This is a genomic window from Planctomycetia bacterium (assembly GCA_015200345.1).
GTDB lineage: Bacteria > Planctomycetota > Phycisphaerae > UBA1845 > UTPLA1 > PLA3.
In genome coordinates this window covers 3062613-3085167 of record CP054187.1, presented here as the reverse complement: position 1 = coordinate 3085167, position 22555 = coordinate 3062613, and the positions used below count along the sequence as shown (strand labels likewise).

Below are 22555 nucleotides of genomic sequence, written 5' to 3'. Positions count from 1 at the left end.
TGACGATGCCATTGGACTCCACGAAACGGAAAAAGATCATCCTCGCGGCGGCGACGTTCCTGCTGGGACTGGCTTCGTATTTTGTGTTCTCAATGGGCGATCGGCGCGTGACGCAGACGCGCTCGCAGAACACCGACGAAGTCGTCCGCAAGTTCGTCTCCCAGCCGGTCACGACCCAGGCGACCGAGCAATTCAGCGAAAACCAGCTCGCCTTCAGCCCCGGCGATCAGACGGTCGTGCGCGTGTACGACGACGTGACGGGCCGGTTGAAGTACCAGTTCGAAGCCGTGAAATGGGAACCGACGGCCGACCAGGTCTTCCACGTCGAGAAACTGCTCGTGCAGATCTTCACCAGCAAGGGCGAGATCACCTACATCAGCAGCGACGAGGCGGAGGTCACCCTCGCGCGCAAAAGCAAGGACCGCATCGAACCGAAGCGCGGCTGGCTGCGCGGCAACGTGAAGGTCGTCGTGGATCGGACAACGGCCGCCTGGCGTGAGGCCAATCCGGACAAAGCCGAGCGCGACGCGCACCCGGACGAGTTGATTCACGTCAGCCTGGGCGAGGCGCGCTTCGATCTGGACGATGCCGAGCTGGTGTCCGAAGGCGACATCGTGGTGGACAGCGCCGACGCGCGCATCGAGAAGGTTCGCGGACTGAAGGTGCAGTGGGATCAGCTGGACAATCGGATCGACGTCTTGCGTTTCGCGCACGGCGGCTCGATGACGCTGCGCAAGGGCGGGCGAATCGTGGACTTCGGGCTGCCGGGCACCGAGCGCGATCCCGGCAAGGAAAAGAAAAAGGACCGCAGCGCTGAAAGTCGACGCCGGGAGGAAGCCGCCCTGCGCGACGCCAATCGGGGAATTCCACGCGCGTATGCAATGAAGCCGATGTCGGTGGAGGTCGTCAGCGCCGAGGAAGCGGCCACGGCGATTCGCACCGAGGGGCTTGTCGCGAAGGCCAATCAGCCGATGTCGATTGGCGATACGAATCACTCACCCGCGAACGCCGCGCCATCAAAGCCGGCAACGAAGAACACCCCGCCGACGCGGTCATCCGGCGAGTTCGCCGACGCCGTAACGTTGCTCCAGGCCGAAGCGCGCGGCGGCACGTCGGGCGAACTTCGCGCGCCGGATGCGGCCCAGGCGCTGCTGGTCGACGGGAAGCGCCCGCGGATTCACACCTATCGCGCCGTGTTCAACAACCACGTCGTCGTCGAGCAGCAGGACGGATTGAAGACGGTCGGCAAAATCGAAGCCGATCGCCTGGAGATCAACTTCGATTTTGGAAAAGCCGCGCGGGAAGACATGACCTTTCGCGGGAATCCCGCCGAGACCGCTGCGCAATCCGTCGGCTCGCCGCCCACGGCGGAAGCATCTCGCTCGGGCATGGCCTCCGCGCTGCCGGGTGAGTCAGCGGATGGAAACACGGGTGAAGAAGACCGCACGCGCCTGCTGCTGACCTGGGACGGCCCGCTGGAGCTGCGCCCGCTCACGATGAACCCGGCGGAGCAAACGGGGCGACGGTTCGATTGCGTGGCGATCGGCAACCCGGTGCGAATCCAGAGCGATCAGGGCAAGGGGCACTGCAAGCAACTGGTCTATCGTCACGAACGGCGGCAGGTCTGGTTGTCGGGCGATGACGCGATGCCGGTGGAACTGGCCTTGTCGGCGGCGCGGCGGCTGACGGGCCGCGAGGTGTTTTTCGATCAGAAGCGCGGCGTGGCGCACGTCGACGGCGCCGGCAGCATGTTTGACGACGGCAGCGAGGACGCTCGTGAATCCACATCGGAAGTCACGGCGGACTCCGGCGATGGCACGAAGCACAAACCGCGCGACTCGGTCAAGATTCGCTGGACCCGCGGCGTCGATATCGAACTGGGCCAGCGAAACGTGGAACGCATCAACCCGGCCACCGGTCAACCGGAAACCAGGAACAAGGAATTCCTCCGCCGCGCGTGGTTTCACGGCAACGTCCTATTGAATCAGGGCGAGGACTCGCTCGCCGCCGACGAAGTCGCGGTGACCTTCGGCGTGCCTCGCTCCGGAGATCAAATCGCCGACAACATTCAGCACGTGGACATGTCGGGCGCGGTTCGCCTCCACCAGAAGGGCGACATGATCTTCGCGGAGAAGCTCTCCGCCACCATGATGCTCTGCGCCGACGGGCAGAGTCGGCCGCACGTCGTCGATGCCGAGGGCAACGTCTCGGCGCGGCAGAATCGCGCCGAGTTTCGCGCGCAGAAAATGCACGCGGTCATGGCCATGACCCCGCCGCCGCCGCCGCGTACCCTGCCCGACGGCCGCACGGTGCAGGACAAGCCGCGCCTGGGCATCGAGGAACTGGACGCCCAGGGCGACGTGTACGTGTCCGACCCGGAGCAAGGCCTCCAGATCACCAACGCAAGTATACTCAAAGCGACGATCCGCAACGGCGAGCAATTGGTCAAAGCGCTGATCGAAAGCGCCTCGCCGAAGAAATGGGCCGGCGCCGCCTACACCGACATCGCCGTCTACGGCCACAAGATCGACATCGATCTGGACAACGAGTCGATCGACGTGCCGGGGCCGGGCCGCGCGTGGCTCTTGAGCCGGCAGGACTTCGGCGGTCGCAAGTTGAGCAAACCGACAAAAGTCCACATCGGCTGGAAGGAGCAAGTCCAGTTTCGCCTGGCGAAGAACTACGGCGTCTTTCTCGGAAAGGTCCGCACCAAGTCCGAGGGCTTCACCGTCGATTGCGACAAGCTCACCGTGCGATTCGGCAAGGCGCCGCCCGAACCGGAGACCGTCGCGAAGGCGACCGGCTGGCTGGATCAGTTCTGGCTGGCACGCGCCGCGACCGGTCGTGCCCGCCCCGATGCACCCAAGTCCCGCCGTGGCGTCACGGGGCTTCCAGGCAAGCGACCGCGACCGGTCTTCATCGTCGCCGAGGGCCACGCCGAAGCCGTCGGCAGCAGCTACCTGTTGCAGCCGACCGATTACGGATTGAAGCAGGTCTCCGTTTTCGCCGCCATCGTCGGAACACCATCGGTGTTGCGCGCGGTTCCGGGCGATGCGTGCATCGCCTTCACCGCGGCCCTGGCCCGCTACGCCGGCTCCATCGACATGCCCTTTACGCCCGACCCCGCGCGCGGCCGACTGCTTAGCCGCATCAGCATTTTCGGCGATCAGATCACCACCGATCTGCTTCGCGAGCAGATGTCCGTCCCCGGCGCGGGCATGCTCGGCGTGGAGGATTATCAATTTGCCACGGCCAGCGCGCGGCGGCGCGAAGCGGCATCGGGCGCGAGCAGCGGACCGCTCATGAGTTCCATGCGCAGCGACGGACCGAGTCAGACCATCGTCAAGTGGCGCAACGGCATGGACTACATCGTCGATCGGGGCCTCGTCGCCTTCGACCGCGACGTCGAGATGCAGCATCGCAGCGGCCGGCAAATGGTCAACAAGGACCAGCTCGCTTCCGCATTCAACATTTCCGAGCGCGCGATGCGCAGCCTCGGCGACGGACGGCGCGGCAGTCTCACATGCGGCAATTTGCTGCTGGAGTTCAGCACGCGGCGCGGCGCGGCGGCCGGCGGCGACACGATGGCGCGCGCCACGGACCTCGAACGTCTCATCGCGCGGCACGCCGTGCTTCTTCGAGAGAACACGCGCACGGTCATGGGCGAACATGTGCAATTCCTGAAAAGCACGAACGAAGTGCGCGTCGAAGGCAGCGCATCAGCCGACGCCAGCATCACCGATCAGGACGAACGCACGCAGAAATTGAGCATGTGGCGCGGGCCGCTCTTGATTTGGAATCGCAATACCAATCGCATCGAAGCGCCGCAGGCCACGATCCGCGCCAGCCGGCGTTGAGGCAGCCCGCGCTCCTCATTTTCCCACCGACCCAGGCGGGGCCTCCCGCACCGTGATTCTGCGAATGAATGCCCAGTTTCGCACACATCTGCGCGTGCCTATGCACGCACGCCGCATTCCACGGCCAACGATGCAAAAATTGGGCGAAAAAAACCGAACTGCGGACTTGTCTTTACAAGACGAAAGGGAAGAATAGCACAGAAGGCGTGAGACGCCGGTCGATTCTCGCGGCGGAGCCAGTCCCGAGACCGCGAGCGACCGATTCAAACGCCGACGCCTTCGGTGAGAATCCGAGCCCGGCTTTCGTTTCCGGGTGACGAGCAAGAAGACAAACGTTGATCCGCCGGCAAGCCTCCTCGCACGTCCGCTCGCCGGCCGCCCGACACCATGGCCGCGCCAGTTCATCGCCGCCGATTCGGGCGAACGGCATGCACCGACAGGCCGCGCAAGGATTGATCCTGGGCAGGGGAACTCGTCCTCCCGGTTGGCTCGCTCCGCGCTCGTCGCGTGTTGAGCGAGCCGACACTGCCCATGACAGGCTGCCGGCGGAGCGACACGATGGAAGGCGAAGTCAACAGGACCATGCGGCCCGCTCGAACAATCGCGTCGCCCGGCGCGCTACGCTGGATGGGTTTTTGCGAGATCGGTTGTCTTTGGAAATCCGGAAACGGGGAAGCAGAGCCGATGCGACGCGAGCGACCGGGACCCGCCACGCCGAACATGCCGCTTCCTGCGGCGGTTGCAGGGTGGAGTGGAATCTACCTGCGCGAGCCGGCAAGGCGTCGCGGTCCCGGTGTGCTCGTGCATCGCATTGAATGGTCCTCGCAGAACGCGGCTGCCCGCCCCGGCGGGTGCATCGTTCACTAAGCGCAGTTTGAATCGCGAGGTGCTTTTCGGTTTCGGGGATGGAACACATTGCGTGCATGGGGCCTTCGACCACGAGGGGAGAGGGTCGAGGCTCCAGATAACAGGCCGTGGCGGCAAGCGGGAGTCCGTCACGGCCGTTTTTTTTGCGCGTCGCGCGCTCAATGCGCCCAGGTTTGACGCCGCGGCGCGTCTCACGGACAATCACCGCGTCGGAACAGGGTAGTTTTCTGACCGATCCTTACGGAGGATGACCATGAATCCGGTACGTGTTCGCGCGTTGATCGTCGCCCTGCTGGGCCTCGGCGCTTTCCTGGCGGCAACCCAACTCGGCTATTCGGAAGACCCGAAACCGGCCGCCGCCCGCGCCTACAAACCCGTTCAGCCGATCCACGAAATGATGGAGGGCCAGAAGAAATTGTTCGGTGAGATCAAGGACGGCCTGCTCGACAAGCAATGGAACAAGGCATCGCAATCGGCGTGGATTCTCGCCGAAGTGGCCAACGCCAACAGCTACCAGAACGAGGCCGCCGATTACCAGGCCTGGGCCGCAAAGATGGCACAGGACTGCGTTACCCTCGCGCAGAACCTGAAGAAGAAGGACGAGGCCGGCGCGAAGGAACTGATCACCAAAGTGGGCCAGACCTGCCAGGCCTGCCACGATAAGTATCAAAAATAGTCAAATATCAGAATTATGCCCCCCCATCGCGCTCGATCCGAGCCGCGACCGCGCGGTCTCTCGATGCGTCAATTCGCCACTCCGCCGCGGCGAGGACACACCCTGCGCCGGCCGCGACGGCCGCCGCCGACCACTGACTATTACAAGCTCTTTCAAAACCCCCTCTCCCTTTCATAACAAGCTGTTTAAAAACCCTCTCCCTTTCAGGGAGAGGCTCGGGTGAGGGTGAATCCTTTCGTTTGAGCTACTTTTCCCCCTCACCCAACCTCTCCCCCAAGGGGGAGAGGAGTTTTAAAACCAGTTCTAGCAGTTAAACAACGGCACATACACGAGCCTGACCCCCAAGGGGGAGAGGAGTTTTGAAACCAGTTCTAGCCATTGTCCACTGGCCGCTGCCCTGCGGCCCTTTGCTCACGGCTGACGGTTCACGGCTCCTATCCGGCACACGGCTGAAGGCTTTCCGGCGTGGAGCAGTCCGAGATTGCATCTAACTACTGCGTTATCGGTCACTTACGGCAGGTCCGAAGATTCAATCACAAGCCCGTTTTTCTGAAGAACGAGGCACTTACCGCTTTGGTGGACAGTGCCCGGGGAGATAGAATAAAGCGGTAGTGGGCAAGCCGAACGTGGTCGTGGTTTGCGCAAGACAACCCGGAAGCACCGACCAATCCGAGCGGCCATCGCGCCCCCGCCACCGCAAGCGATGGCAAGGCGAGCCAACCAGCCGTGAGAGCCAAGTGGGGACAGCTCGTCCGTCGACGATGAGTGTGGGAGACCGAATGATGCGGCGCAGGCTTCGCATAACGAAGACGTTTGTTTATTTGTCAATCGTGGGCATGGTAGCGGCCTTCCCTGCGTCGGTGCGTCAGGCATCGGCCGAGGAGCGGCGCTTCGTGGTCATGCTGGCTGTGCCGCGCAAGAGCGTCGGCGGGAACCCGCTGGTGCTGGCGAATAGGAATCAGATCTGGGACCAGTACTTCGACAAGGTCAAGCCTAACGTCGCGTCGTTCGCCGAGTACTGGCACGAGATTTCCTATCGCACGGTGACCGTGAGCGGCGACGTGTACGGCTGGGTGGAAGTGCCGTGGCCGGCGCTGCCGATCGGCGACGTGGTGAGCGGTCCGGGCGGCGCGACAAACGTAGCCGGCGCGACGTCGCTGAACGGTTTTCGAATTCAATTTAGCAACCTAGACGGCGACGGAACGTTTACGCAAGGAGCCAGCGAGCGTTTGCTTGAAGCCGAGCAGATGATCCTGATCGACTACAACGGCAATATGCCGGGCACGGGCACGCCCCTCGATATCATGGCACCGGTGACCGTTCGCACGCCGGGCCTGGTCGACGGCTGGTGGACGCCGGGTGAGCGGTTTCTCGATCTGAACAACAACGGCCGTTACGACCGGCTGCTGGAACCGACGCGGAGTGGCTGGGGCACCCCCGGCTGCAATGCCAACGGCCTTAACACGATCATCGAGCAGACTGAAATCTGCACGGACATCGACCGCGACGGGCAGTGGGATTTCCCCGAGCCGTACGAGGATTTCCTTGTCAAATACGATCCGACCGTCAGCAATCCGCCGGAACGCTGGGTGAGGCTCGACCCCAGCGCCAAGAACCCCGATCCGATCAGTCGCCAGTTCGCGATCGACTACATCAGTCACAATTACCCGGGCGACGTGCAAGCCCTGATCGCGCGGTGCGGCAACAACCAGTACGACGGCCCTGATCGCTGGCTGGAATCCACCGGTCCCGGCAGCAAGATGATTCAGCGATCTGACCTCAATCAATTTCTGACAGACGTGGCGACCGTGCCGCCGGCATTGAGTGTTTATCCGTGGGACTACGAAGGCTGGTGGGCCGATTACTGGCAGGAAGTGCATGTGAACGCCGGCGTGGCCGTTCCACCGACGCCGCGTGCTCCGGATTTTCCGGTCGCGATCCCGAACATGGTTCCGTTCGACCCGCAGCAGCCCACGGACAATCTGGCGGATCCGACCATCGCGTTTAATCCAAACACCGGCGGCTCGCGCGCTCGTGTCGCGCAACCCATGGTGCCTTGTGTGCCCGTTGACCTCAACGGCGTACCGATTCCTCCCGGAGCCGACTGCCAAAGTGGCACTCCGCCGGTTCTGCTCGATCCGTTTCCGGTGGATCCGGTCGATCCGCAGGGCGACGGCGAATACGGCGACGGTTCAGTCGATCCGGGTCAGCCATCCGGCGGCGGCGAGCGAATCTACCCCGACAGCCTCGATACGAACGGCGACAGCTTCATTGATTTCTACGATGGACCGCCGGAATACACCGATCTGCCCTCGTCGCGTTATCACTTGCAGGCCCACTCCACGCTCGGCACGTTCGGCGGAACGCAGTATGGCGGGGATGGTCGTCTTGGCGAAGTGACTTCCCCAACGAGCACGAATTATTACGGAGAAGACATCGGCACCGGCACGCCGTCGGGCGCGGGCGGTCCGGACGGGACGATTCCGCCGGCAGGTCCCTGGGCCTACAACGTCCACGGCGCCAACGGCTTTGATGCCGGCAACCAGATGTCGATCGAATTGCTGACGAACATTCCGAGCAGTTTCGAGGGCGGACGCGGATTGGCGTATGTGATCAGCGAGATGAAGACCTACACCACCAATCCGTCGGCCCGGCAACTGCTGCGCTTTGACTTCCCGACCATGACGTCCACGACGCCGATTCCCGTGGAGATCATTGGTTCGCTCACAGGCATACCCAATGATGAAGACATTCTCGGGTTGACGTACAACTCGAACTCCGACGTGATGTATTGTCTGACCACGCAGCTCTTCGGGCTTTTCGGGCGCGTCTATACCGTCGACCGCACGACTGGACAGTGCACATTCGCTTTTAACGTGGACTTTTTCGCGCCGACCAGCGTCGAAGTGGATTCAAGCTCGGGCATGATGTTCGCCGTCAGCGCCCTGAATGACAACCTCTACATCATCGACCCCGGCACGGGCGTCAGCAACATCGTCGGCGTGATGGATGAACCGGTCTATCAACTGGCGTTTCGCGCCGAGTTCGGCGGCATCCTCTATGGAATCACGCGCTCCATGAACCAACTGGCCATCGTCGACATTTTCACCGCCGACGTGACGCCGGGGAACATGGCGGCCACGCTACCGCCCGTTCAGGATCTGGCGCCCAACGTCGATCAGCCGGCCGAGCAGATTTACGCCATTGACAGCTTCAACAACGTGTTTGTCATCAACACCCAGCCGCCCAGCGCGCCACCGACCATCTTCGGCAAGGTAGACATCAACATCGTCCGGGGAAACAGTCCGATCAAGCGCGACTTCAACCTTGACGGCCTGCTGGATCTCGGCGAGTCTCGCGCCTTGAACACGGAAAACTACGCGCTCGACGAGTTCCCGACGACGCCCAACGATGGCGGACCTGGCAGCCGGTATCCCTTCAACCGCCGCCGCATGACCGAAGACACCATCGCGGCACTGGACGAAGCCTTCGATTTCGACGACGTGACCATGGACGTCGGCGGCACCCTGTTCTGCTCCGGCACGATCCTGCTGCCGCCCAATCTCTACGCCGACGGGCTGGCGGCCGGCGGACGCGGTCTCTTCCAGTTGCCCGCGCCGGCGATGGATCTGCCGATGCTCGTGAACGACAACCTGCCGCCGGGATCGCCCTTGAGCAAGCCGGCGACCGTGCCCACGCAATTCTCCGACTTTGTCACCGCCATCGACAGCGTCGGCGAATCGGGCCAGGTCGTGAACGACTTCGGCATCGGCCTCATGGCTCATGAATTCCTGCACGTCTGGGAAGGCTACCCCGACCTGTACGACTACGACGTGTACATCAACGGCATCGAGAACTTCCCGGTCGGCATCTGGGACATCATGTCGGGCGCGCTGGTACACCCCGCGCCCTTCCTGAAGGAACAGGGCACCGGCGCGACGGCCGTCCCGCCGCACGAGCCGTGGATACAGACGAATGACATCCGCACCGAGGTCTCGCCGGGCGTGCTGACGACCCTTGTGCTGACCGACTACGCCTTCGACCCGCTCCGTGCGGTGTATTACTACACGAATCTCAATCGCCCCGGCGAGCGGTTCTACTTCTGGCGGCTGACACGGCAGATTCCGATCAGCCCGGATCAGGTCAATTTCTCTCGCATCCTCCCCGGCGACGGCATGATGATCATGCATACCGACTTCGGGGCCAACTTCGAAGGTCTACCGCTCCAACAGCGCATCGGCGGCCACTTCGCCTACTCGATCCTCCAGGCCGACGGCCTGCACCAACTGGAGAACGGCGAGAACGCGGGCGACGCCGGCGATCCGTTCACCACCGGCGATCTGTGGAACGCCACGACCGATCCGAACTCCAACTGGTACGGCGTCAATCCGCAAAGCGGCATTCAGATCACCAACATCATCACCCAGCCGACGCACTCGCTGGTGACGTTCCTGTGGAATTCGCGTGAGGTCCCCGAGTTGCGCTTCATCCGCCCGCCGGGCGGCACCGCGCCAAACGGATCCTACCCGTTGCAGTTCGAAGCCTTTGACTTCGCCGGCGGGACGAACATCGAAATCTACGCCGACAACGACTCGTCGGGTTACAACGGCACCCTGCTCAACCAGGGCCCAAAAAGCGGTCCCGGCGTCGTCAACGACACGCGGCAGATTCCGCTTAACAGTTTGAGCGACGGAACGTATCGCTTCTATGCGCGACTCGTCCCCGGCCCCGGCCAGGACGGCGTGGTCGATCCGAAGAACTCCACGCCTCGGCCCGATGTCACCAACAAGGGCCGCGGCACGCTTGGCGCCATCGCGGTTGACATCGCGGCGTCGAAGCTCGAGGGATGGTCGGTCACCTGCATCGACGACTCGACCGCCGGCGCCGAAGTCTGGCGCGTCGAAGGAACCCTCTCCGGCCAGCAGGCCAATGCCGTCACCGGCGTGCCGTACAACGCCGCCTCGGCCGGCCTTGCGTTCACGATCGTTTCAAATGCCCTGATCGGCGGCGGCGCGTCCACCACGGTCAGCACGATCGGCGGCCAGTTCATCCTTGAGGATCCCAACGCGAACTTCATCGCCACACAATTCCGCGCCGGCGATCAGGTGCGCATCACCGGCGGCACGGGTGTTACGCCCGGCTTCTATACAATTCTGTCCGTACCAACTAACAAACGCCTGCGCCTGGCCACCAATCCGGGCACCGGCACGGCCGTGACTTATCGCGTCTGGAGCTTCACCGACGGCAATCCGAATGGCGTCCCCGATCGCATTACGATGGTCACGACCGGCAAGACGGCCTACAGCGCGCCGATCCAGGTGATCAACGGGAACGTCGTGCCGCAACTGTTCCCGGCGATTGCCGTGACGTTTCCGGACGATCTTACCAACCCGAATCGCACGGCGCCGCTGCGCGTGACGTTCGACGGCACAGCCTCGCGCGATGAGCAGGGCCTGCTCAACCCGAACCTGACTTACCTGTGGGACTTCGGCGATAGCACGACATCGACGTTGCCCGTCGTGACGAAGACCTACAACAATCCGTCGCCTCCGGGTGGGTACACGGTCACGCTCACCATCACGAACCCGCTGTCGGGTCCGCCGCCGTTGTCCGGACAGACGACCACGCAAGTTGTGGTCAACGAAGCTTTCATTGACACCGATGGCGACGGGATCCAGGACGTCAACGACAACTGCCCGGATGACGCCAACCCGACGCAGACCGATACCGACTCCGACGGCGTCGGAGATGTCTGCGACAATTGTCCGTTCATCGCCAACCCGTCCCAGACCGACGGCGACAACGATGGCATGGGCGATCCGTGCGACAACGACTCCGACGGCGACGGCGTGCCGAACAACCTTGACAACTGTCCGTTCGTCTTCAACCCCAGCCAGATCGACAGCGACGGCGACGGGTTCGCCGACGCCTGCGACAACTGTCCGACGGTCGCCAACTCCGATCAGGCCAACGCCGACAACGACGCAGCGGGCAATGTCTGCGACGGATGCCCGGCTGATCCGGCGAAGATCGCTCCGGGGGTATGCGGCTGCGGCGTGCCGGACATCGACCTCGATGGCGACGGATTCGTCGACTGCATCAGCGGCGACGGCGGCGGACCGGTTGCGCCGACCGACACGGACAACGACGGCGTGCCGGACAATCTTGACAATTGTCCAAACATCGCCAACCCGCTCCAGCGCGACAGCGACAACGACGGCATCGGTGACCTGTGCGACACGGCCCCCGGCGGTCCCGGCACAACGCCGACGCCCATCCCGACGCCCGCGGCCTGCGGCGTCGGCGCGGGCAATTGCGGCGCCGGCGGCCTCCTGCCGCTCATGGCGGTGGGCTACGGCATCCGCAGACGGATTCGAACGAACCGTCGGATGCGATGATCGTTTCGAGACGATGCGGCCATGAGCTGCGTTGAAGTGCTCAAATCAAAAAGCCCCGGGCAATCCTGCCTGGGGCTTTTGCTTTGGGACCGCTTACGCGAATTCATGCGGACGCATGAACCCATTCCGCCTGCTTGACGCGTCGAATCACGGCGACTTCTTATAAACAAACTCCAGCTTTGCGCCGGCGGCGGTCGTCAGATCCACTTCCTGCGACATCGTGCCGAACAACTCATGCCACGCCTCGACGGTGTACTTGCCCGGCGGCAGACGCGGAATGCGAAACGCGCCGTCCTCGGCTGTCACCGCGAAGAACGGATGTGTCAGCACACCGGCATAGGCCTCCATCCAGTTGTGCACGTCGCACTTGATCTTGAGCATGACTTCGGACCGGTTGAAGACCTTGGTCGCCTGGGCGCCCTGGTTGGCCTGGGCGATGTTAAAGGCCTCGTTCTTCTTGGCCAGCGCGTGAACGTTGTGCGCCGTCGGATCGCCGTTGCGGATCGAAAGGGTCTGGCCGCACAGGATGCCGAAGACATGCGGGACGTAAATGCACGAGCGCTGATCGAGCACGACCGGCTCGGACGGCGGCGTGTACTTGCCGTCGATGCCTCGCTTGATATAGACAAACACATGAGGAAGCAGGCCCTCGGCTCCCACGTCACGCCCCTGTGGAAAGACCGGCTTGCCGCCATGCAGACGGGCACAGACCGGATCGGCGGTGAGCTGAAGCGGCCGCGCCGGCGGCAGGGCCGAGCCGAGTTTCACGATGCCCTCGACCACGCGGTCGCCATAATGATCCGGCGGGGACGGCTGCGCGGGCTGGCCGGTCGAACCCGACAAGGTCGCGGCGGATGGAGCGGCCTCACCGGGCGCGGACGGCTTGGGCTCGCTGGGAGAGGCGGGCTTCCCCGAATCGCACCCGATCTGCCACAGCAAACCAAGCGTGCAACACACAAGGATACCGGTAAGCCCAAAGGGCACATCGCTACGAAGCATGGGAACTCCCTTTCACCGAGTGCCAAAGGCGGGGTCATCCCGCAATCGCTGGAGGAAACCGTTCAGTCGCCGAATGCGATCGCGCGGCAGCGGGCGCGCGCCGAACTGCGCCTCGTAGAACCAGTGTACGAAAGTCGGCATCTCGCTCAAGTCGCGGTGAGACCGCGCGAGGCGCTGGGCGAATTCGAGCGGAGTCAGGCAGACGGGCTTGGCGTGGCCTTTGTTCTCCAGCAGGGCCAGCAGGCGATCGTAAAAACGCGCATCCGCCCGTCGCGGGTGGCGACTAGCCGGTCCACTCGGACCGGGAAGATAAGCACGGACGATCAGCGTCGTCAGCCAAAGTACACGGACGAGGATCACCAGCAAGGCCGCGATCAACAACATCAGCAGCCAATACATCACGCGTTCGATCGGCCGGATCATCTCCGGCCCCATGAGAAGCGCCTTGATCGTTCCGATCGCCGAGCCGTCCTGCCCGGCGGCGCCCAGCGTCCTGAACCAGTCGCCGAAGCGCGCCAACAGTCCACCGCGGCGGTTCGCGTCAAACAACACCACGGACGAGGACCACTGCGCGCGCAACAGATCAACCCAGTGAACTATCCGTGCCAACAATCCACCCCCGCGGTTGATCTCCCGCGCGCCGACAGCGGGCGTCGGATCGAAGGGCAACCAGCCCTTTTCAGGAATGAACACCTCCACCCATGCGTGGGCATCTTTCTGCCGAAACTGAAACGTGCCCGACGCCGGATCGAACTCGCCACCGGCGAAACCGGTGACCAGGCGGGCAGGAATGCCGGCTGCCTGACAGACGACGGCCATCGCCGAAGCGAAGTACTCGCAGTGTCCTTTTCGTGAGGTGTACAGAAAATCCTCGACGGGATCAACGCCGTGCGGCGGCCGCCCGCGCGAGAGGGTGTAGGTGTAGGGCCCCTGGGCGAAATGGCGCTCGATCTGCGCCACGATCGTTTCGCGCTGAAGGGGGTCCAGTGCGTTGCCGAAGTCGCGGCATAGCTCCACGGCGAAATCGATGACCCGCGGCGCGATGACGGAGATTTCGTCCCGGCGGTAATACGTCCGCGGCGAGAACTCGATCCGCCGATTGAAAACGGGGCGATCCGGGCGAAGAGAATAGACATAATAGCGCACGTCGCGCCGCGGCACCTGCGGCGTGTGCAGGCACAGATCGACCGGATCCTGCTGGAGGAACGAGAAATCGTTCGAGCCGAAGTAGACCGGGGGGTACGCCGCGAACAGGTTCCCGCGCGTCGGCTGAAACAGCGTGATGTCCTGCTCCATCAGATCGGTGGGCACGTAGCGCGTCGAAACGTTGAAGAGCGGCTCAACGCTGATCCCGCGCTGCGCGTGCCGCCGCGCGGGTGCGTAGCTGTGCGTCCGCTCCCATCGCCCGCGCACATAGCGATCCATCGTGCTGCCGCGCATCAACGGGCGAATGTCCTCATCGGTCAGAACGCGCCCGGCCTGCGTGAATCGGACCCGCATGACCGGCGTCGGATCCTCAAAGATCGCCGCGTCGCGCAGCGTGATTTCATCCGTAAACCCGCTGACGGCGGTGGGCACCATCCGATGCATCCGCCCGAACAATCCCGTGCTCCAGCCGCGCGGAATGGCAATGAAGATCACCAGGGCGACAACCGCGAGGCCGAGCGAGCTTCCCAATGCCCCGGTGAGTCGGGTTCGCAGGGTGAACGGTGTTTCGATGTCATCCTCTTGCGACGGACGAGCGATCGAACGGATTTGTGCGGCCGATGCGGCGACACGCTGAACCTCACATCGGGTGTGAAACTCCAGCAGCCATGCGACGCCGAATGTAAGATCAATAAGGATCACCACGGCAAACAACAGGCTGGCGCTGACAAACGCGCCAATGATAAGCAGCAGAAAGGCCATGAGCACGATGATGCCAGCGTCGCGCGCCGTGCGCAATTCGAAGAACTTGCAGCAGCATAGCAGGATGATGAAGTGCGCGAGGTTCAGGATGTACACCGGCGCTTCGTCCGTGCGCAGGAACATTTCATACACGGTATAAATAACCGCACACAGCACGCCCGCGGTGATCATGGACGGGCGCACCGAATCAGTCCATTTCGATCCCGACAGCGCGAAACTGACCATCGCCGCGCCGGACGCCAGCGCGAGATACCACCACGCGTCCTCGGCCTCCAGCGCCGGCAGCATGTTGACCAGCGACAGCACCAGCAGACCGACGTGCATCAGCGAGCGGGGTGCGATCATCCGCGACCTCCCCGAATGATCGCGTCACTGCGCGAAGCAGGTCTGGATCCGCGGCGCCGCGGAACAGAAGAGTCCGGCCTGTCCTCAAAACAAAAATGCGTCTCAAACGCCGGCGTCCCCGGCGCCAGCAGCACCGTCGGCCCCGCACGCCGCCCCAGCCAGTCCGCCGCCGCTCGAAGATCGTCATCCACCCGCGCCGCGAACAACAAGCACGGACCACGCCACCGCGCCGGCCACGCCAATCGGCGCAACGGCTCGGCCAACTCGGCGTTCGGACTGCCCGCGCGCAGCGCCAGCTCGCGCAGCAGGCGCGGCCGATAGGCGCGGCTTGCCCCCGGCGGCATGACGCAGAACGGCTGGCCGTCGCAGATCAGCCCGACGCGCGCTCCCTGCTCCAGCGCATCGCACAAGACCGTTGCCGCGGCGCTAATCGCCCGCTCCAGGTTCTCCGATTGATTCACATCGCCCCGGTCCACGCGCGTGTGGACGATGCACCAGATGCGGTGATCCTGAAAGCGCGACATCTCTCGGATCATGAGTTGTCCGGTGCGAGCGCTCTGCCGCCAGTGAATCCGCCGCGGGTTGTCGCCCGATCGGTATTCACGAATCCCGTAATACTCATCGTCGCCTCGCGTGCGGGACGTCAGCAACCCGCTTGAAGCCGAATCGGCCGATTGACTGATCTGACGAATCGGCAATGCGATCCGGCACAACCGTGGAAAGGCGATGATCTCCTGCGGCCGCGGGAGGATCAGGCTCTTTGTGAAAATCGAAAACGGAAAGCGCGTGCTCAAACGCAAGTGCGAGAGTTTGACTCGGCCGCGCATCGTCGCGACGGCGGGGACCGTCAGCGTGATCTGCTCGGCCGGCCGGAGCGCCGGCACCAATGCCTGCGCCACGGTCAGCCGATGGCGCGATGCGCTGATGTCCTGAAGCTGAATCCCCCTTGCGCAACCCCAGACCCGCCGATTGACCAGCGTATAACGGATCTCAAACGGTTGACCCTGCACGACCGTCTCGGGCGCCACACGCTCAACCTGCAAACCGCGCAAGCCCCGCCAGCCGGCGAAAAAACTCAAGACGATCCCGCCGCAGCAGAGACCGAACAGAATCAAGAGCAGATTGGCGTCGGCATCCAGGCCGGCGGCTCCGACCATCGCGGTGCCGACGATGAAAAAGAATCCCCCGCGACCCAGCCCCAGCCGATGCACGGGCAGAAGTCGCACCCCGGCAAGCCAGCGTGATACATGATGAAACATGGGCACCATCCGGCATCGCCGCCGCGGCGCCGGCCCTCTCGGTCGCCGCGCGTCACACCGGTACGCGCACCTGTTCGATCAAGTCGCGCAGAATCTGATCGCTCGACGCAGCATGCCCGTCGCGCAAATACGACTTGTTGACGACCCGGTGCGCGAACACCGGCGCGGCCAGCGTCTTGAAATCATCCGGCACGGTGTAGTTCCGTCCGGCCAGCAGCGCCGACGCCCGCGCCGCACGCAGCAGCGCCAGCGCTCCGCGCGGCGAAACGCCGATCTCAAACGCATCGTGCCGGCGCGTCGCATCCACCAGGTCCTGAAGGTAATCCATCAGGGCATCGTCCACGCGCACCTGATCCGCCAGTTCCTGCAATCGCATTACATCCGCCGCCTGCATCACCGGCGTCAGGCTCTCCAGCGGGGCACGCTCCGGCTGCTGGCGGAGAATCAACCGCTCATCTTCCCGCGCGGGGTAGCCAATCCGTATACGCAGAATGAACCGATCGAGCTGATTCTCGGGCAGGAAGTACGTTCCCTCGAACTCGAACGGATTCTGCGTCGCGATGACCATGAACGGCTGATCCAGGCGCATCGTCTGGCCGTCGATGCTGACCTGCGTTTCGTTCATGACTTCGAGCAGGGCCGACTGCGTGCGTGGCGTCGTGCGGTTGATCTCGTCCGCGAGCAGAATGTTGGTGAAGACCGGACCGCGCTTAAACTCGAACATCCCCGTCTTGTCGTTGTAAATGCTCACGCCGAGGATGTCGGACGGCAGCAGATCCGGTGTCAACTGAATCCGCGAAAACCGGCAGTCAATGCTCCGCGCGACGGCTCGCGCGAGCACCGTCTTCCCCACGCCGGGCACGTCGTCGATCAGAACGTGGCCACGCGCGATCAGACCGATCAGCAATTGCGTGACCGCCTCGCTCTTGCCGATGAACACCGACTCGATATTCGCGCGAAGCGACTGGAGTTTTTCCAGCAACTCGTCGGGATGGGTGTGCGACGCAGCCGTCATCGGCATCTCCCGCACCGCTGCGGCATGACCTGGCGGTGCGTAACTCATTATAAGCTGATTCCGGCCCGCAAAACGACCCGACTCCCACGGCTGATTCTGCCCACCTTACGCGCTTGGCTCGCGGCTCGCCGGCCGCGCCAAATCAATCAGAATCGCGAGGATTTGCACGCCAAACGCCAGCCCGAAAACGCCGCCCATGACGGCGATCAGCCAAGCCCCGCCGCTCCAGACCCGCGCCAGATACCAGCCCGAAAAATCGAGCAGCGTCGCCAGCATCGGCAACGGCACGAGGACCGCCCGAAACCTCGCAGGCCACCGCGTCAAAGCAAACAACCCCCCGAGGAGAATCGTGAAAATCGGAATCGCAAGCATGTGTTGATGGCTGATCAGCAGCAGGCGCGGCACGTCGTACTGCGGCGGCGCGAAGGTGCCCGTCTTGTTAGACGACTCGCCAGCCTCAACGCCTGTGCTCCCGTCGCTCTTGCCGCCAGACCCGGTGAACCGCGCGAGCATCGCCGCATCGGCGTCGAATTCATCCTGTCCGAACGGCGCCTTCCGCGCGATCTCCGAGCCCGTGCTGACGGCATGACACCGCAGACAGCTGCGAATCAATACGCGACGTGGCGTCTGCCGGCCCTCACCCGCATCCAGCCCGGCGGGATCGGCGCCGGCGACCAACCACTTCTCCAGAATCGCGTAGTCCTCGTCGGAGTCGAAGTATTGCCGCATCGCACCGCGAACCATCGTCAGCATGCGCGATGTTGCCGCGCCGCCGGCCTTCGCATCTCCCGCGCGAAGCCCGCCATACACCGCCCGGATGTCGCCCAGACCCAACCCCTCGGCCCCGTCCGCCAGCCGATGGCTGTAATAGACGTTGGCAACCGCCGCCAGATACCCCAGCCCGATGATTACGACAAACGTGCCGATCATCAGGCGAAGCCCCGCCGGAAGCCGACCCAGCCCGCCGCCAAGCTGCGACCAACTCACCGGCCGGTTCATGCGCTCTCTCCCGCTGTCGCCGTCGCTTCCAGCGCTCGGCAAACCGCATTGGTCACCTGCTCGATGACCTCCTCAAAAGGACCCTCCATGCGCACGCCCGCCGCCCGTTCGTGCCCCCCGCCGCCGAACCGCGCCGCGATCGTCGCCACATTTACGTCACGCTTGCTGCGAAGGCTCACGCGCACCGGCTCACCCGGCGCCGGCTCCACCGCCAGCACACACGCCACGACGCTGCCGACGCGCTGCGGCTCGTTGATCAGGTCCTCCGTCATCGCACGCGTCGCGCCGCTCCGCTGCAACATCGCCTGCGTCACGCGAATCACCGCCAGCCGCCCTCCCGCCAGCAGCTCAAAACTCGATAACACCTCACCCAGCAGCCGCGCCCGCGCCATCGGCTCGTTCAAATACAATCGCTCGTACAACTCGCTCGGCCGCGCCCCGCGCGCCACCAGCCGCGCCGCCGTCTCAAACACTCGCGCATCCGCATTGGAAAAGCGATACCAGCCCGTGTCCGTCGCCAGCCCGCTGAACAGCAGCGTCGCCACGTCCGGAGGCATCGCCCACCCGGCCGCGTCGCACAATTCCGCGATCATCTGCGCGCAAGCCGCCGCACGCTCATCGATCCACGCTTCGTTGGCGACCGGGTCGCGCGTCACGTGATGATCCATCGCAACCGTCGCTACCCGCGCCTCGGCCAGCGCCGCCGGCAGCATCCCCAGTTGCATCGTCGCGCACGTGTCCACGATCACGAGCAGATCGCACGCCTTCAATCGTGCCGCGATGCCCGATTCTTCCCACACCTCGCACGGCTGGGTCGCCGTCAGGAACGCATACCGCTCCAGAGCCGGCTCGTGCAACATCACCGCAACCGACGCCCCGCGCGCTGCCAGCAACCTTGCCAAACCAGCGGCACTCCCGATTGCGTCGCCGTCGGCGCGCGTGTGCGTTGTAATGATCACGCGCGGCGCGGCTTCCAGCCGTGCGACGACTTGCGACACGTCGATCAGGATTGGTCGGTTCATTCAGGCGATCGGCTCCCGCGCGGTCAGCGCTCGCACCTGTTCAATGTCCTGCGTGATCTGCCTCGTCAGCTCCTCGCGCGACGCGAACTTCCGCTGATCGCGAAGCCGCCTGACGAACTCCAGCCGCGCTGACGACGCGTACCAATCGCCGGATTCCTCCAGCACAAACGCCTCCACCACCAGCGCACCGCCGCCCAGCGTCGGCCGCGTGCCGATGCTGATCGCCGCCGGACGATGCATGCCTGCGACCTCGGCCCAGCCGGCATAAACCCCTTCCGCCGGGATCAACTGCCCGGGCACTTCCAGATTGATCGTCGGATATCCCATCTTGCGCCCTTCGCCCGCGCCGTGAACAACCTGCCCCACCAGCGCGTACGACCGACCCATGCACTTGGCCGCATCTTCGACGCGGCCGGCGGCCACCAATCGACGAATCAACGTGCTGGAGACCGCGACCAGTCCATCGCCGGGCAGTTCAAGACGGTACGGCTCCACGTCGCGTACCTGATAGCCGCCGCGCGAGGCCAGCGTGCGCAGCGTATCCACGTTCCCGGTTCGCCCGCGGCCGAATCCAAAATTCGGGCCTTCCACGATGTACGACGGGTGGATCCGTTTTACCAGAATCTCGCGCACGAAATCCTCCGCCGAGAGCGACAGCAGCGGCCAATCGGCATCGAGTCGAACGACCGCGTCGGCGCCGGCCCGCTGAAGCTGTGCCAGCTTTTCGTCCCACGGAGTCAATCGCGGCGGCGCCGCATCGGGCCGCAGGATCGCCAGCGGCAGCGGCTCGAACGTCATCGCCACCACCGCCGACGACGACACGTGCGCCAGCGCCCGCGCCGTGCGCAGAATGCGCTGATGCCCGAGATGCACGCCATCGAAGTTGCCGACGGTCAGCACCGCGCCGCGCAGCGCGTCATCAATCCCGGCGACGCCTCGATAGACCCTCATGCCGATTCTTCCGATCGGATTCCAGCCGCCGCTTCGGCACGTCGCCAGCCCACCGCACGCGGCAGGCGCAGGGCATTCAAGACGACCGTGAGCGAACTGGCCGCCATCGCCGCAGCCGCCGCCGCCGGGGGCAATCGCCCCGTCGCCGCGAATGGAATCATCAGCGCATTGTAAACGAATGCCCAGAACAGGTTCTGCCGGATCACGCGCCGCGCCACGCGCGCCAGATCCACCGCGTCCGCCACGAGATGCGGCGTTGATCCGATCAGGTGTATCCCGGCCGACTCGCCCGTCACGTCGGCCCCGCCCGCGAACGCCACGCCCACCGTCGCGCTGGCCAGCGCCGCCGCGTCGTTCACGCCATCCCCCACCATCGCCACGCGCCGGCCGGAGCGCACCAGTTCTTCCACGCGCGCCTGCTTGCCCGCCGGGCTTATTGCGCTGCTGACCCGCTCGATGCCAACGGCATCCGCCACGGACCGAGCCGTGCTTGCCTCATCGCCCGTGAGCATCTCCTGCGCAATGCCCCGCGACCGCAACCGCGCCACCGCCGACGCCGACGACGGACGAACCGTGTCACGAAATGACACCAATCCGGCTGGCTTTCCGTCCAGCGCGATGAACACCCGAGGCCCAACTGCCTTCGGAGCTTCGGCGCTCGATGGCTCTGGCGAACTCCCGCTTACGCCGCACTCGGCCAGGAACGCCGCGGATCCGACGCACACCTCGCGGCCTTCCACTGACGCCCGGACGCCCTGACCAGGCCGACTCTCAAACGTGCTCGGCGAAGCCAACGACACGCCTCCGCGCCGAGCATGCCGAACCAGCGCCTGCGCCAAGGGATGCGTCGAGAGCTGCTCGACCGACGCGGCCAGACGCAACACCTCCGATGCCGGAAATCCTCCGATCGCTTCGAATGCCTCCACCTCCGGCGCGCCCTGGGTCAGCGTGCCGGTCTTGTCCCAGACGACTGTATCAATCCCACCCATGGCCTCGAGCATCGACGCATCGCGCACCAGAATCCCCCGCAGCGCCGCCGTACCCGACGCCACCATCACCACCACCGGCGTCGCCAGCCCCAGCGCACACGGGCAAGCCACCACCATCACCGCGATCGCTGATCGCGCCGCCATCGACGCCGATCCGCCCCAGGCCCACCAGCCGATGAACGTCAGCGCTGCCGCCGCCAGCACCAGCGGCGTGAACACCGCCGCGATCCGATCCGCCGCGCGCTGCATCGGCGTTTTACCGGATTGCGCCTTCGTGACCAGTTCCAGAATGCGCCCGATGGCCGACGCCCGGCCCACGCTCGTCGCGCGGTAGAGAATCATCCCTTCCGTCACCAGCGTGCCGCCCAGCACCGTCGACCCCGGCCGTTTGGACACCGGCATCGGCTCTCCGGTCATCAGGCTCTCATCGACCGCCGCCTCGCCCTCGATGACTTCGCCGTCGGTGGGGATCGCCGTGTGCGCCGGCACGCTCACCGCGTCGCCCACGGTGATTTCTTCCACGGACACGCTGACCAGCGCCGCCCCGCGCCGCACCAGCGCCGTCCGCGGCGCACGCTGCGCCAGCGACGCGATGGCCGCCGCCGCCCGATCCCGCGCCCGCTGCTCCAGGTATCGCCCCGTGCAGACCAGTGCCAGAATCATGGCCGCTGCGTGAAAATGAATGTACGCCGCGTCGTTCACCAGCGACCCGTACACACTCCCCGTCGCAGCCGCCAGCACGCCGAGCGTGATCAGCAGATCCATGCTGCCTGTGTGCTGCCACGCCGCGCGCAACCCGCTCGCCAGGATTGGCGCGCCCGCCGGGCTGACCATCAGCATGACCATCAGCACGCCCTCGGTGAACCGAAAGAGCATCTGGCTGATGCGCGTATCAGGCCACATCGCATGGTGAAAGTGTTCGAGGAACAGAATGGGCAGCGTCAGACCGATCGCCTGCACAAGCGCCTGACGATGCCGTCGAAGCCGTTCGCGCGCCGCGGAATCATTCACCAGCGCCTGCGTCGCGGCCGATGGCGAGGTCAGCAGCTGCGCCTCGTAGCCCGCCGCACGCACCGCCGCGACAAGCTGCGACGATCGTTCGGGCGGCAGATCGCCGCGCACGTCGGCCGATTCGGTGAGAAGCTGCACCGAGACCTCGCGCACGCCGGGCACGGCGCGCAGCGCCTGCTCCACGCTGGAGACGCAACCTGCACAATGCATGCCGGAGATGCGAAGGGTGACGCTCATGCGGACTCAACCGAGCGGTCGT

The 22555-nt window shown here is 64.6% G+C and carries 11 protein-coding genes; 3 read left to right on the top strand and 8 right to left on the bottom strand.

The features are described 5' to 3' along the window. The first annotated feature begins 11 nt into the window (after positions 1 to 11). The 3 genes from HRU71_12545 to HRU71_12535 all read left to right on the top strand — a co-directional run bounded on the left by HRU71_12545 (position 12) and on the right by HRU71_12535 (position 11798). Positions 12 to 3857, top strand: coding sequence for a hypothetical protein (locus tag HRU71_12545; protein QOJ04263.1), 3846 nt, complete (start codon positions 12 to 14; stop codon positions 3855 to 3857). Positions 3858 to 4977: 1120 nt separating this feature from the next. Beyond that, complete coding sequence (locus HRU71_12540) at positions 4978 to 5400, top strand: cytochrome c (GenBank protein ID QOJ04262.1); 423 nt, start codon at positions 4978 to 4980, stop codon at positions 5398 to 5400. An 836-nt stretch (positions 5401 to 6236) separates the two neighbouring features. After that, positions 6237 to 11798 carry a thrombospondin type 3 repeat-containing protein gene (locus tag HRU71_12535; protein QOJ04261.1) on the top strand — a complete coding sequence of 1854 codons (5562 nt, stop codon included), beginning with the start codon at positions 6237 to 6239 and terminating at the stop codon, positions 11796 to 11798. A gap of 147 nt (positions 11799 to 11945) precedes the next feature. Here HRU71_12535 and HRU71_12530 read toward each other — a convergent pair whose 3' ends face one another. The 8 genes from HRU71_12530 to HRU71_12495 form a co-directional block, all read right to left on the bottom strand. Continuing rightward, positions 11946 to 12797, bottom strand: a complete 852-nt coding sequence (locus HRU71_12530) for a hypothetical protein (GenBank protein ID QOJ04260.1) — start codon at positions 12795 to 12797, stop codon at positions 11946 to 11948. A gap of 12 nt (positions 12798 to 12809) precedes the next feature. Continuing rightward, positions 12810 to 15050 carry a DUF3488 domain-containing protein gene (locus tag HRU71_12525; GenBank protein ID QOJ04259.1) on the bottom strand — a complete coding sequence of 747 codons (2241 nt, stop codon included), beginning with the start codon at positions 15048 to 15050 and terminating at the stop codon, positions 12810 to 12812. Beyond that, positions 15047 to 16309 (bottom strand): DUF58 domain-containing protein, encoded by a 1263-nt coding sequence (locus HRU71_12520; protein QOJ04258.1) that lies wholly within the window; start codon positions 16307 to 16309, stop codon positions 15047 to 15049. The genes HRU71_12525 and HRU71_12520 overlap by 4 nt, the downstream gene beginning before the upstream one ends. Before the next feature lie 52 nt (positions 16310 to 16361). Next, positions 16362 to 17324: a MoxR family ATPase gene (locus tag HRU71_12515; protein QOJ05008.1), complete on the bottom strand. Its 963-nt coding sequence runs from the start codon at positions 17322 to 17324 to the stop codon at positions 16362 to 16364. Between the two features lie 105 nt (positions 17325 to 17429). Further along, positions 17430 to 18323, bottom strand: a complete 894-nt coding sequence (locus HRU71_12510) for a hypothetical protein (GenBank protein QOJ04257.1) — start codon at positions 18321 to 18323, stop codon at positions 17430 to 17432. Next, positions 18320 to 19345 carry a bifunctional oligoribonuclease/PAP phosphatase NrnA gene (locus HRU71_12505; protein ID QOJ04256.1) on the bottom strand — a complete coding sequence of 342 codons (1026 nt, stop codon included), beginning with the start codon at positions 19343 to 19345 and terminating at the stop codon, positions 18320 to 18322. The genes HRU71_12510 and HRU71_12505 overlap by 4 nt, the downstream gene beginning before the upstream one ends. Then, positions 19346 to 20296 (bottom strand): bifunctional riboflavin kinase/FAD synthetase, encoded by a 951-nt coding sequence (locus HRU71_12500; protein ID QOJ04255.1) that lies wholly within the window; start codon positions 20294 to 20296, stop codon positions 19346 to 19348. It abuts the gene before it with no gap. Then, positions 20293 to 22533, bottom strand: a complete 2241-nt coding sequence (locus HRU71_12495) for a cation-translocating P-type ATPase (GenBank protein ID QOJ04254.1) — start codon at positions 22531 to 22533, stop codon at positions 20293 to 20295. Before HRU71_12495 ends, HRU71_12500 begins: the two co-directional genes overlap by 4 nt. Positions 22534 to 22555 lie beyond the last annotated feature (22 nt).